Below are 12,399 nucleotides of genomic sequence, written 5' to 3'. Positions count from 1 at the left end.
TTGATTCAGGTTGATTGAAAGAAGTCTGCGTCTGACTAGCGCGCTCGGCTGGATCAGGCGTCTAGCGTCGATCGGAAGCGGGCTCGGTAATCGGCCGGGCTGATCTCAAACAGGCGCTGAAACGTGCGTCGCATTCGCTCGGCGTTGCCGAAGCCGCACTCAGTTGCGACTGTCTCGATTGTAGAGCAGCGCTGCTCGAGCTTGTAGCGCGCCGCGTCGGCCCGCGCCCGTTCGGCGAATTCCGCGGGCGTGTGTCCGGTTTCGCTGCGGAAGAGCCGCGAGAAATTGCGCTCGCTCATTGCCATGCGCTTGGCCAAGGCTGGAACACCGAGGTCTGCCTCCGGATGCGCTAACATCCAGGCTTGAAGCTCGCTGAAGTTTGGCCGGATCGGCGATTCTATGATGCTTGAATGGCCTCTGAACTGGGATTGACCGCCAGGGCGCCTTGGAAAGACCAGAAGGTGGCGCGCCACACCGAGCATCGCTTCCGTGCCGAGGTCCTCTTCGACCAGAGCAAGAGCGAGGTCAATTCCGGCAGTAATCCCCCCTGATGTATAGACATTCCCGTCTCGGACGAAAAGGAGACTGGCGTCCACGTCGACCGAGGGATAGGCCTTTGCAAGACGGTCTGCATATATCCAGTGCGTCGTCGCACGCCTGCGATGAAGGAGACCAGCAGCGGCCAGAATGAAGGCGCCAGAACAAATCGAAACAATTCGGCGAGTCTTCGGCGCGATCGACCGAACCCAAGCGACAAGCGAAGCGTCCTGGCTTGCGTCCTCGCAGCCGGTCCCTCCCATTACAATCAAGGTGTCCAGCCCACCAATAATGTCCTCGTAGCTATCGGTGGCGCCGATCTCCAGGCCGGACATCGTCCGCACAGGCCCTGGGGCCTTTGCAACCACCAAAGATTGATAAGTTGGGGCCTTCGCTCTCCCGAGCACGCCCAATATGAGGTCTGCCCAATGAAACGCTTCAAATGGGCCGCTGAGATCAAGGCTCTGGCAGTCCGGGTAGACCAGGAACCCGATCCGACGAAAATGGGCGTCCTCATGGGACAGTGAGAAATCTTTTTCCATGACGCGATCTTCAGGCGCGTCTCATTTCGCAGCAAGGACAAATATCCCACCTTTTCAGCCAAGAGCGCCCCACGCTCCAGCGTCTCCTGCGTAAGGCCGAGATCGGGCTCAAAACGCCCAGCTAAGCTTCAACGGAAGGTGGTGATGAGGACCGGACGATAGAGCCGATGAACGCGTCGAGCCGGCAGGCGTCACCGATGATCCCGGCGAAGGTCTCGCGCGGAATGGGCTTCGCTGAGGCGAGGATCGCACCTCGACGCGCCATCTGCTCCCGCCAGCGCATCCCCTCGGGGAGGTCCGAAAGGTCGCGGTCAATAGCTGATGGGTGGCGGCTCATAAGCCATAAATCCTGAAGGTCTCGCGCCCAGAGAGTTCGCGCGCGGCGTCGGCGAACAGCATGTCGATGACGCGCCGGATCGGCGACGATGGCCTTGGCCTCGGCGGCGCTGGAAAGCGCGCGCGTCGCGGCGTCGAAAGCTGCGAAGAAGCCCGGCCGGCGCGACGTCTGGCATCTCGACGAGGTCGTCGTCTCGATTAACGGCGAGAGGCGCTATCTCTGGCCGTCGACCAGGATAGCTACGTCCTCGACGAAATTGTCCAGGTTCGCCGCAACGCCAAGGCCGCCCAGCGATTGCTAGAGCGCCTCCTTCATAGGCAGGGCTGCCGCCCTCGGCGCATGGTCACTGACAAGCTCGGTTCCTATGCCGTAGCGCAACGGAAGACTCTGCCCAACGTCGAGCATCGATCCCACAAGGGTTTGAACAACCGCGCGGAGAACTCCCATGTCCCGCTACGAAAGCGAGAGCGAGCGATGCAGGGGTTCAGATCGTGGCGCGGGTTGCAGCGTTTTGTCGACGTTTCCTCAGCGCTCCGCAACCTCTTCGTCCCACCCCAACCTTCTCGCCACTCCGCCATCGCCATACATCTGCATCGCCTCAGGGCGTTCGCCGAGTGGAGGTCCGTGACGCTATCCGCCTAAAATCGAGGCCAAGGGGACTTCGCTGCGCTCTGAGAGAGTGAATGTGACATCCCCGAACCCGCCCTTGCAGTAGGGAGTCTGCGGTCAGGGGATGAAGCGAACTTCACGCAGTTTTGATCGTAGACATCAGTGAATTTCGGGCAACTGGAACGGTCTTGGCCCGGTTCGGAGCGGATGCGAGCTTCTTGTGCGTCTCGCAATAATTCATTTCCAATGAACAAGCACACCCGCAAAATCGAAATTTCTTGAAATCATGTGGGTCACCGATTGGCCAGCGGCACATGCCGGCGCGAAGCGCCATGAACATGACAGGACTTGACCCCAGTAGCGGCTTCCAGCTGTTGCTGTGCTCCTGGCGTGTCTGGAACAATTCGCCATCGGGTCGATTGATCGCACTTTTTGTTTTGGTCATTTCGACTCCGAAGCCCTCACTCATGGGTGACTTAAAATTGTAGCTAGGACATCGGTCGCCCGCGCGACGACCTTGAAAAAACACCCGATCGGCCAATCGCTAAATCGAGTGTTCTTTTTTCTCGGATAGCGCCGCGCTAATTCGCGTTGAATCCGTTTTGACTCCCAGCAACCTTCGATTTCGGCGTCGAAGCAGCCACCGAAGGTGAAATGGTCGCTAATGGCGGAGCGGCTGCTGATGGCTGCGCCACCGGCGCAAGATTGACGGGCTTGAAAGCTTCCTTGGCGAGGCTCGCGTATATTTCGCCGATCTTTGTGGCTTGCGCGATGTAATCCTCATAGACGGATTTCACGAAGTCCGACTGGAGCTGCATCGCCTCCTCGATTTTCTTCACGCTGTTCAGCTTTTCGAAGAGCACTCGGCTCTTTTCAAATGACTTTGTCGAAAAGTCGATTATTTCGGCGGTGATGGCGTGTAGCCCTTTGGTCGACGAGGCGGTCACCGCGGCAAATGCCTCGAACGGGGTTGTGCTGAACGCTTTTATCTCCGAGAAGTCTTTTGACATAAGAATTCCTTCTAGGGCTGGGTTGCGCACGCGCCATATTGTTTATGTGCATCGCACAAAAAAGTCAAGGAAATGCATTGCATTGCAGCAAAACGCGTTCAGCTTCTCATCTATTTCCATTCCAGGGACATGATCAGAATACCTTTCGCGTATATTTCCGTCGCAAGTAGGCGAGCGAGCGTTTCCTATCGTCGCTCCGTGCAGGCGTTGGCTGACTGAGTGACTTGTGTCCTCGTCGTGGAGCCGGCTGGGTTTTTGTGAACTCAACCCTTCGGTAGCGGTTCGATGAGCTTTGGTTCGGTCCTGCATCGGCGGGGGCCTAAGGCTTACCATACCAGCCCCGCTACAGACTCGCTATTTATGTCAGCCGCCAAGGTTTACGGAGCCCGAGTAATTGGCTCGTTCTGAGCGGGGGCTACGACGACGAAGCTGAAGGGCTGCAAAGCGGCATATTGGCATGGTTCGTTATCACGCGATAGCTCGTCGGGCTTACGATGCGGGTCTCGCCTTGAGCTGAATCTCGCGGTGATAGAAACGCTTGTCTACATTGCGGCGCGCGGCGTGTATGATGGTCGAGCCCGGCGCCCCTTCGCTGAGCAGTTCCATTAGCCGCGTCTGGCTGAGGTCGTCGAGCGCCGATGCGGGCTCGTCCATGATGATGATGTCTGGCGGCCTCAGCAGCACCCGGGCGAAGCCAAGCTGCTGCTGCTCCCCGCCGGAGAGCACATCGGACCAGCTCTGCTCCTCGTCCAGCCGCGACACGAGATGAGCCAAGCCACAGGCGGAGAGAATCTTTTCGATACGCGCAGGGTCGGGTGGGATGTCGTCGTGGGGATAGTCGAGCGCACCGCGCAGCGTGCCCCGCGGCATGTATGGCTGCTGTGGCATGAAAGCGATGCGTGCATCCCTTGGACGGAGAATGCGGCCGCTGCCCCAAGGCCACAAACCGGCAATCGCGCGGATCAACGTGCTCTTGCCGGCGCCAGAATCTCCCTTGACGAGAACCTTCTCGCCGCGTCCAATCACAGCATCGGTTTCCGCGAGCATCAACCTGCCATCATTCTGAGCGATGGAGAGTCCGCAAAGATGCAACGCGCCATCGTCGCTGAAGGCGAGATCGATCATGTTCTCCTCGGCTCCGATTGCAATCTCGTCGAGGTTTTCGAAGAAGAGGTCAAGGGCGGCGACGCGCCGCGCCGAGGCGAACCAGTCCGCGAGGCGCAGCGAATTATCGGCCAGCCAGTTGAGCGCCGATTGCACCTGTATGAAGGCTGCCGCCGCCTGCATGAGATCGCCGAGCGACATTTCGCCTGCGAGATATTTCGGCGCGCCGAGCATGAGCGGGATGACGGGCGCGAGCACGTTGTTGCCGCTCGACAAGAAGAGCATGCGCGCTTGCCGCCCGATCACCGCTGTCCAGCGTAATGCGACCTGATCAAATCTCGCACAGTGCCGCTCCCGTTCGGCGTCGTCGCCGCCGATGAGCGCGATCGTTTCGGCGTTTTCTCGCGTGTGCGAGAGTTCAAAGCGAAAGTCCGCCTCGGCAGCTGCTTTCGCCTCGACGCACGCAACGAGCGGGCGGCCCAAAAGCAACATGCCGAAAGATGTCGAGGCGGAATAGATCACGACCGCGATCACAAGATAGCCCGGGATCGTCACGTGCCCGAGTGTCAGTGAGCCGCCGATGAACCACAGCACGCTGACGAAGGAGGCCGCCATGAGCGAAGCGTTCGTGACGCCGGTGGCGAAATCGACGAAGAGCTCGATGGAAACGCGTCCATCCTCGGCGATCCGCGCTTCCGGATTATCGACGAGCCGGAGGACGCTGAGTTGATAGAAGCGGCGGCGTTCCATCCAGCGCCGCACGAGCGTCTGCGTCAACCATTCGCGCCAGCGTAACTGGAGGCGCATGCGCGCCTGCAGAAGCGTGACGCTCGCCAACGCAGAGGCGACTGCCAGCGCGAGCATGAGGCTGATGCTGAGCAGGATCTGGCGCTGGTCCTTATTCTGCAGGGCGTCGAAGAAGAACTTGTTCCATCGGTTCACTGCGATGGCGGGGGCGAGATTCAGTAGCAGGCACGCAAAGAGCCCCACCAAGAGCAAGATCGCCTTGCGGCGCGTCGGGCCGGTCCAGAAACCGAAGGAAACCCTTGCAAAGTGGCGCAGGAGCCGCGCGTCGGCGGCGGTTGGAATTAGGGTTTCAGACATGTTCGTTGTTGCCCAGGTCTGAAGCGTCCAAACTATCGTCGCAAGCGGACCAAAAGCTGGGCTGGCGCACTCGGTTCTCCAACTCCTCGCGTCGAGGCGATCTTCCTGCTATGCTTGGCCCAAAGCAGGAGGTCATCGTGGTGAATATATCCCAAGGAGATTTCGATCACGAACGCGAAGTCGCGTATCGTCGAGGATTTGCCAGAGGCATGTCGGAAGCAATTTCCGGCATGGATCATAAGCTTTCCAATGAAGAACGCGAAGTTATGCGCGGATGGTTCAAAAAAGCTTTGACGGCATGGGCTCGATCGTCAACGCCAAGCTGCATGATCCCTCCGCCTGTATTCCCCAGTATGCGCGATAGTGCCTAAACGGCCCAAAGGCGAAAAGCGCTTGCCGACGTGATCGGCAACGCCACTAGAGTGATGTGCATCGCCAATCCGAGGAAGAACCTACCTCCAGAAATGCTTCCATTGGCCTTTGCGTGTCTTCCATGGGCCATCGTCGAGGCCTTTCAAAACCGCGCGCGATTGGTAGTCTTTGTCGGCGACCAGATCGCAGGGGGTCCTGCGGCTACGAACGTCGTTATTTGCGGGCCTTTCGAGCGGCGTAGCGGGCATCCCTGGCCGCCTTGCGTTCGGCCGCAGAAGCAACTTCACGCTGCCTGTTCGGCAGCTCTTGCTTCGCGTTCGACCTGTTCAGCTTTCAGAACCATTTCGCTTATGGCCTGGTCTTCCGCCGAGCGGGCTTCAGCGGCCAGCCGAGCGGCTTCGCGTTCTGCGCTCGCACATCGCGCGCGGCAATGATCGCTTGCCGGGCCGCCAGCCGCTCGGCCGCGCCTTTATTCTCCGACGAGGTGAGAGCGCTGTCCAATTTTTTTCATCTCTTTAGCGCTCACGGTCAGAACGATTTCGTATTTTGACCGCTCCCATGGCTGTTCGAGGCACTTATCCTCATTGGCGTGCAGTGTCGCCCCTGGGCGGCAACGACCCTGCCCAACGCGTGATCTCTTGGGGTCTGCCTAAGTAGCAGCTTAACATCGCCTGGCCTTTGTTGCATTGACTTTGGCCGGCATTCCATACGCCTCTAAGTATGCCGTAGATGCTAATGGCCTTCGATAAGGGTGCATAAATGCCGACGCCTGAACCTTCACCCTTGATGCTCGTAGGAATTGGCGCCTCCGCAGGCGGGCTCGAAGCGCTCAAAACCCTACTGCCAGCCCTGCCGAGCGACAGCGGCCTGGCTTTCGTGATCGTCGTCCATCTCCGCCCCGGCCAACCGAGCGTCATGGCCGAGGTTTTGCAGCCCTTTTGCTCGATGCCGGTCACTCAGGTGACCGAAGATCAGGAGGTCGAGCCGAACCATATTTATGTCATCCCGCCTGGCTGCAATCTGTCGACCATCAACAGCCGCCTTCGCTTGTCGAAAATCGAGGAGGCCCACGAAGGGCGCGCGCCGATCGATCATTTTTTCGAGACGTTGGCTAGCACGCACGGCCACCGCAGCATTGGCGTCGTTCTATCTGGGACGGGCGCGGACGGCAGCTTCGGCCTGAAACGAATCAAGGAGCAGGGCGGGCTTACGATCGCGCAGGACCCGAAGGAGGCCCAGTTCGATTCCATGCCCCACAACGCCATCCTGACCGGTCAGGTCGATTTTGTGCTGCCGATCCGGGATATGCCCTGGCACATGCTGCGCTTCGCGACCACGCAACCCCGCGTCGAGATCGCCGAGCCGCTCGAACAGGCGCCCGCGGCCGACCAGGAGATTTTGCAGAACATCATGTCGCAGGTCCGTTCGCGGACCAATATGGATTTTTCAAAATATAAGCATGCGACGGTGCTGCGCCGGATCCGCCGGCGTATGCAGCTCAACCAGAAGGAATTGCTTGCGGATTATCTTAAATTCCTGCGCGACAATCCCAGCGAGGCGAATGCGCTCGCCGACGAGTTTCTGATCACCGTCACTCAGTTCTTTCGCGACGCGGAGGTCTTCGACCATCTCGAGAAAGAGGTCGTCCCGGAACTGTTCAAGGGCAAGACCACCTCCGACAGCATCCGCGTCTGGTCGGTCGGCTGTGCGACCGGCGAGGAGGCCTATAGCGTCGCCATGCTGTTGCTCGAACAGGCCGGACGCCTGGCCGGAGCGCCACACATCGCGATCTTCGCTAGCGACCTGCATGAACCTTCGCTGCGCCGGGCCCGCGAGGGCCTTTTCCCGGATACGATCGAAGCCAATGTGTCCGCGGAGCGCCTCAGACGATTTTTCGTGAAGGAAGACAATAGTTATCGTCCCCGTCAGGAGCTGCGTGAACTTATTGTGTTCGCCAGCCATAATCTCCTGCGCGACCCGCCTTTCTCCCGGCTCGACCTGGTCATCTGCCGTAATCTACTCATTTACCTGCAGCGCGAGCTGCAAAATGACGTGATCGAGCTTTTTCATTATGCGCTAAGTCCGGGCGGCCTGCTGTTGCTGGGTCCGTCAGAGTCAATTGATCGGGCGGCGCTGTTTCAGGTTGAAAACAAGCAGGTCTGCTTGTATCGCCGGCGCAACGTGCCCGCGCCAGAACCCCGGCTGCCGGTGTTTCCCCAGACATTTCGCCGCGCCGCGCCGTTCGAGGCCGCAGGCCTGCGCGCTCTGCCCACGGGCAGCTACGGGGCCCTCCACCAGAAGATGGTGGAACGCTACGCGCTGCCGAGCCTGCTGGTCGATCAGGATTTCCGGATTGTTCACGCCTCGGAGCACGCCGGACGGTATTTGCAGGTTCCCGGCGGCGAACTCTCGGCCAGCGTCTTTCGTCTGGCGCGCGAATAGCTGCGCATCGAGCTGCGGGCGGCGCTGCATGCGGCGGTCCACCATGGCGAAAGCAGCCGCTCCCCTCCGATCCTCATCGACCTGGATGGGAAGAAAAAGCAGGTCGTTCTGCACGTGCGGCCCTCGACGGATCCCGAGCTAGGCAATCTCCAGCTGGTAATTTTTGATGAATATGAAGCGTCCGAGACGGCGCCATCCCCTCCCGCGGGCCCCGAAGCAGCCGAGGCGCATGCCGAGCTGGAGGCGACCCGGGAGCGGTTGCGCGCGGTCGTCGAGCAATATGAGACCTCACAGGAGGAGTTGCGGGCGGGCAATGAGGAGCTGCAGTCCGTTAATGAGGAGCTGCGGTCGACGCTGGAGGAATTAGAGACCAGCAAGGAAGAACTGCAGTCCATGAATGAGGAGCTACAGGCCGCCAATCAGGAAAACCGGCACAAGGTCGAGGAATTAAGCCAGCTCACCGGCGATCTGCAGAACCTAATGGCTGCGACCGAAATCGCAACGCTTTTCCTCGACCGTGAGCTGCGCATCCTGCGCGTGACCCCACGCACCCGCGAGCTTTTCAATATCCGCGCCAGCGACCGTGGCCGGCCCTTCACGGAATTGCGACATCGCCTCGGCTATGACCAGCTCGAACAGGACGCCCTGCGCGTGCTCGAAAAATTGGCGCCCATCGAACGGGAAATCCAGTGTGAAACCGGCGACTGGTATCTCACGCGCATTAACCCTTACCGCTCGTCTTCCGACCAGATTCAGGGCGTGGTGCTTACCTTCGTCGAGATTACCAGGCTGAAGAACGCCGAACTCGCGGCGCGTGACAGCGAGGAAAAATTCCGCGCGCTCGTCACCGCGTCGGCCCAGATCGTCTGGACGACCGACGCAGAGGGGAATGTCGTTGAGGATTCCCCGAGCTGGCGCGCCTTCACCGGGCAATCATTCAAGCAGTTTCGCCGTTCCGGCGGGGCCGGCGCGGTGCATCCGGACGATCGTGAAGCCGCCATGAAGAAATGGCGCGACAGCCTCGCCTCGAAGACGCCCTTCGAGGCCGAATTTCGCATCCGACATGTAAGCGGGCAGTGGCGTTGGACCCACGCGCGCGCTGTTCCGTTGCGGGATGACGCTGGCAAGCTGCGCGGCTGGGTGGGAATGAACGCCGACGTAACGGAACGAAAGACGACGGAGCTCGCCCAGCGCGAGGCGGAGGCGGCGTTGCGCGAAGCCAGCCGGCGCAAGGACGAGTTTCTGGCCATGCTCGGCCACGAGCTTCGCAATCCGTTGGCACCGTTGCGCAACGCCATGGCGATCTTCGACAAGCGGCTGCCTCCTGATCCCGAGCTGCGGCGGATCCGGGACATCTCCGAACGGCAGGTGCTGCATCTCACGCGGCTCGTTGACGAGCTGCTGGATGTCGCCAGGATCAGCTCGGGGCGTCTGCAACTGAAGACCAAACGGGTTGATCTTCGAGACCTCATCAACGCGGCTGTGACCAACCGAGACTCCGTGATCAAGGGGCGTGGCCACGAACTCACCCTCGCGCTTACCCCCCAGCCAATAGACGTCGAGGGCGATGAGGTCCGCCTTGTGCAGATCGTCTCGAACCTTCTCGATAATGCCGCTAAATACACCCCCGAGCATGGGCGCATTCGCGTCGCCCTCCGTCAAGAGGGCCACCATGCAATCCTCTCGGTCGCCGATAATGGGATCGGCCTCGCGCCAGAGGCGCTGACGAGCGTCTTCGACGTCTTTGCGCGCGTTGAGCCTTCGGGTGAGAATCCCGTCAGCGGCCTGGGGCTGGGTCTGACGCTTGTGCGGCGCCTGGTTGAGCTCCACGGCGGCGCCGTCGAGGCCCATAGTGAAGGGTTAGGAAAAGGCGCTGAATTTGTCGTGAGGCTGCCGCTGGCGACAGCGGACGCGCCCCACGCATCTCTGGCGGCGGCGTTTTCGGAACCTGGCCCGATCCCGCCGCGACGCATCCTTCTGGTCGATGATAATCGTGATGCAATTTACAGTCTGAAGTTGCTGCTGGAAATGGAGGGGCACAGCGTGTTCAAGGCGCTCGACGGACAAAGCGCCCTGGAGACCGCCGCCAGGGAAGCGCCCGAAGTCGTCGTGCTGGACATTGGTCTGCCGGATATGAACGGCTATGAGTTGGCGCGACGATTGCGCGGCCTAGCGGCGACCTCAAAAGCAGTCCTCGTCGCGGCAACCGGATTCGGCCAACAGCAAGACCGCGCCCGTTCCGCCGAGGCGGGCATCGATTATCATCTCGTCAAGCCCCTAGACATGAATTCATTGCGGCGCATTCTCGGGAAAACGCGGCGCCTTACTGAAAGGTGAAGATAAATCGTGAGGAGCCAAAGGCATCGAAATGGATGACTTCCGGCTCCTTCGCCCCGTTGTCCGCTCTTGGCGGATAAATGAGGCCGCGTCAAAAATCCTGAAAACACAAGAGGTCTCAAAGTCGCCCCACAATCGGTCCCCCCGACGCGCCAGCTTTCTTCAAGCTTCGACATCCGTTTCGTCGAGCGCGCTATCTTCCGCCTCCGCGCGCTCCTCTTCTATCGCGACCAGCCCGAGCGCGTCGTCGAGCGCTGCGTCGACATCGTCGTGCCGTTCTCTCGCGCCGGCGTCATCGAGCGCGTTGAGATCGGCGAGATCGTTGAGGCTCCCGAGCGCGAAGACTTCGAGGAAGCGCGCCGTCGTCACCCAGGCGATCGGCGCGCCGGGCTGAGGGGCGCGGGGGCCGGGGGCGATGACGCCGAGGCTCTTGAGGCGCCCGAGAATGTCGCGGCTGATGTCGTGGCCGGCAAGACGCGAGAGTTCGGCGCGGGTGACTGGCTGCTGATAGGCGATGGCTGAGAGCGCCAGCATTTCGAGTCGGGTGAAGGACGGCGGCCCCGCATCCTTTGTGCCGGCGAGCGCGCGTAGGGTCTCGGCGTGGCGGGGGCGCGTGCGAAACTGATATCCCCCCGCGACGAAGGCGATCTCATAGGGGCGCGCTTTGAGCTCGTCGTTGATGTCGGCGATGAGCGCGTCGAGCCGGCAGGCGTCGCCCACAAGTCCGGCGAGCGTGTCTCTCGGAACCGGCTTCGCAGAAGCGAAGATCGCCGCCTCGGCGCGCAGCATCCATTCGCGCCAGCGCATCCCTTCCGGCAGGTCGGCAAGATCGCGGTCGGGAAGGCCGCGATCGAGGCGGGCGGCGCCGGCGCGGCTCATAGACCATAGATCCTGAAGGTGTCACGCCCGGTGAGTTCGCGCACGGCGCCGAGCGCGACGAGGCGGTCGAAGAGACGGCGCGCCGCGCGATCCGACAGGCCGGCGCGGGACGCGGCGGCGGCGGGCGTGACGGCGTCGTCGGCAAGCAGCATGTCGACGACGCGGTGTGCGCCTTTCGCGCGCAACATCGGCGCAGCGGCGCGAAGCTTTTGCGCCCGCCGCGCCAGGTCGACGGCGAGCGCATGGGCCTCGGCGACCGCGAGCCCATAGGCCAGAGCGACGGCCGCGGACCAGTCATCGTCCAAAGGCCGAGGCCGCTTGCCCCCTGCCCCGCGCCTCAGCGACGGATGCAGGAGGGCGAGGGCGAGCAGGGGAACCGGCCGCGCCCAGCCGAGACGGTTCGCTAGGACGAGATCGGCTACGAGGAAGGCAAACAGTTCGGCGTCGGTGGCGGGCGCACAAAGTCTCATCGCCGCGGCGCTGGCCCGTGCCGCCGCAGTGACCGGATCGGGCGCCATGGTCGCCACTTCCGCGAGTGCGCTGGCGTCGATTGCCTCCTTCAGCCCGATAAGCTCAGCGGCGCGCAAGATCGCCGCATCGAGTCGCCCGCCCTGCGGCGCATAAAGGCGGAAGACGCGATGCAGCCGACCGGCCGGGCTCGTTTCACCGCCACCCGGAAGATGCTCGGCGTCGCGAAGCGCGCCCGCATCCTCCCGCAGCCGCGCTAGCGTCGCGCAGGACTCTGCGGCCTTGAGGGCGAGACGCTGGCGCAGGCAGCCGGCGTAGACCGGCTCGCCCCCGTCGGCGCCGCGCAGGATCTGATCGAACAGCGCGAGGCCGGCGCCCGCCGCAAAGATCGCCGCGCCGGGGTTAGGGCTCTGCGGCCGCGCCCAGCGCGGAAGCGGTTGGATTTCAAGCGCCTGTGTCGCCGACACCGCCTCGGCTCGACGCGCGCGCGCCGGCCCCTTTGTGGCGGAAGCGGGCGCGGACGTCGATATCGAATCAACGAAGTTCATGGGACGAATCTTAGCTGATAGCGGCGCTTTGTCAGTTGCTTTCGGCCGAAACCCGCCGGGCTTGTCCTGTAGTTTATATGTCCGATAATGTGCGCTTATCGGACATACTG

Annotated in this window: 10 protein-coding genes and 1 pseudogene; 4 read left to right on the top strand and 7 right to left on the bottom strand. The window is 61.6% G+C overall.

Annotation, left to right across the window (positions count from 1 at the left end; translation table 11 throughout):
- Positions 1 to 53 precede the first annotated feature (53 nt).
- The gene (locus tag RVU70_RS18845) at positions 54 to 1,079 is read right to left on the bottom strand and encodes a GlxA family transcriptional regulator (RefSeq protein WP_363351741.1); all 1,026 of its coding nucleotides are present in this window, start codon (positions 1,077 to 1,079) and stop codon (positions 54 to 56) included.
- A 455-nt stretch (positions 1,080 to 1,534) separates the two neighbouring features.
- Here RVU70_RS18845 and RVU70_RS18840 point away from each other — a divergent pair.
- Positions 1,535 to 2,058: pseudogene (locus RVU70_RS18840) on the top strand (transposase); the annotation flags it as partial.
- Between the two features lie 103 nt (positions 2,059 to 2,161).
- Here the strand turns inward: RVU70_RS18840 and RVU70_RS18835 are convergent.
- The 4 genes from RVU70_RS18835 to RVU70_RS18820 all read right to left on the bottom strand — a co-directional run bounded on the left by RVU70_RS18835 (position 2,162) and on the right by RVU70_RS18820 (position 5,918).
- Positions 2,162 to 2,470: a GcrA family cell cycle regulator gene (locus tag RVU70_RS18835; protein WP_363351739.1), complete on the bottom strand. Its 309-nt coding sequence runs from the start codon at positions 2,468 to 2,470 to the stop codon at positions 2,162 to 2,164.
- A 136-nt stretch (positions 2,471 to 2,606) separates the two neighbouring features.
- Positions 2,607 to 3,035, bottom strand: a complete 429-nt coding sequence (locus RVU70_RS18830) for a phasin family protein (protein ID WP_363351737.1) — start codon at positions 3,033 to 3,035, stop codon at positions 2,607 to 2,609.
- Positions 3,036 to 3,524: 489 nt separating this feature from the next.
- A complete protein-coding gene (locus tag RVU70_RS18825) occupies positions 3,525 to 5,243 on the bottom strand; it encodes an ABC transporter ATP-binding protein/permease (protein WP_363351735.1) in 1,719 nt (572 codons plus the stop codon).
- Between the two features lie 585 nt (positions 5,244 to 5,828).
- Positions 5,829 to 5,918, bottom strand: a complete 90-nt coding sequence (locus tag RVU70_RS18820; protein WP_363351935.1) for a DUF6481 family protein — start codon at positions 5,916 to 5,918, stop codon at positions 5,829 to 5,831.
- Between RVU70_RS18820 and RVU70_RS18815 the strand changes: the two genes are divergently transcribed.
- From RVU70_RS18815 to RVU70_RS18805, 3 genes are all read left to right on the top strand, one after another.
- The gene (locus RVU70_RS18815; RefSeq protein WP_363351733.1) at positions 5,875 to 6,165 is read left to right on the top strand and encodes a hypothetical protein; all 291 of its coding nucleotides are present in this window, start codon (positions 5,875 to 5,877) and stop codon (positions 6,163 to 6,165) included. The two genes, RVU70_RS18820 and RVU70_RS18815, sit on opposite strands and share 44 nt — an antisense overlap.
- 209 nt (positions 6,166 to 6,374) lie before the next feature.
- The gene (locus tag RVU70_RS18810) at positions 6,375 to 8,057 is read left to right on the top strand and encodes a chemotaxis protein CheB (protein ID WP_363351731.1); all 1,683 of its coding nucleotides are present in this window, start codon (positions 6,375 to 6,377) and stop codon (positions 8,055 to 8,057) included.
- Positions 8,058 to 8,171: 114 nt separating this feature from the next.
- Positions 8,172 to 10,394 carry an ATP-binding protein gene (locus RVU70_RS18805; RefSeq protein WP_363351729.1) on the top strand — a complete coding sequence of 741 codons (2,223 nt, stop codon included), beginning with the start codon at positions 8,172 to 8,174 and terminating at the stop codon, positions 10,392 to 10,394.
- Positions 10,395 to 10,556: 162 nt separating this feature from the next.
- Here the strand turns inward: RVU70_RS18805 and RVU70_RS18800 are convergent, their stop codons facing one another.
- Together RVU70_RS18800 and RVU70_RS18795 are read right to left on the bottom strand one after the other, a co-directional pair.
- On the bottom strand, positions 10,557 to 11,273 hold the full coding sequence (locus RVU70_RS18800; RefSeq protein WP_363351727.1) for an SMC-Scp complex subunit ScpB: 717 nt from the start codon (positions 11,271 to 11,273) through the stop codon (positions 10,557 to 10,559).
- A complete protein-coding gene (locus tag RVU70_RS18795; protein WP_363351725.1) occupies positions 11,270 to 12,289 on the bottom strand; it encodes a DUF1403 family protein in 1,020 nt (339 codons plus the stop codon). The genes RVU70_RS18800 and RVU70_RS18795 overlap by 4 nt, the downstream gene beginning before the upstream one ends.
- Positions 12,290 to 12,399 lie beyond the last annotated feature (110 nt).

The sequence above is a fragment of the Methylocystis echinoides genome, assembly GCF_040687965.1.
Taxonomy (GTDB): domain Bacteria; phylum Pseudomonadota; class Alphaproteobacteria; order Rhizobiales; family Beijerinckiaceae; genus Methylocystis; species Methylocystis echinoides_A.
Note: the sequence above shows the minus strand (reverse complement) of the source record. Positions and strands in the feature narration are given on the sequence as shown.

Coding starts and splice junctions, on each gene's coding strand:
- RVU70_RS18800 (WP_363351727.1), bottom strand. CDS start 11,273: ATGAGCCGCGCCGGCGCCGCCCGCCTCGATCGCGGCCTTCCCGACCGC.
- RVU70_RS18795 (WP_363351725.1), bottom strand. CDS start 12,289: ATGAACTTCGTTGATTCGATATCGACGTCCGCGCCCGCTTCCGCCACA.
- RVU70_RS18835 (WP_363351739.1), bottom strand. CDS start 2,470: ATGACCAAAACAAAAAGTGCGATCAATCGACCCGATGGCGAATTGTTC.
- RVU70_RS18830 (WP_363351737.1), bottom strand. CDS start 3,035: ATGTCAAAAGACTTCTCGGAGATAAAAGCGTTCAGCACAACCCCGTTC.
- RVU70_RS18845 (WP_363351741.1), bottom strand. CDS start 1,079: ATGGAAAAAGATTTCTCACTGTCCCATGAGGACGCCCATTTTCGTCGG.
- RVU70_RS18810 (WP_363351731.1), top strand. CDS start 6,375: ATGCCGACGCCTGAACCTTCACCCTTGATGCTCGTAGGAATTGGCGCC.
- RVU70_RS18825 (WP_363351735.1), bottom strand. CDS start 5,243: ATGTCTGAAACCCTAATTCCAACCGCCGCCGACGCGCGGCTCCTGCGC.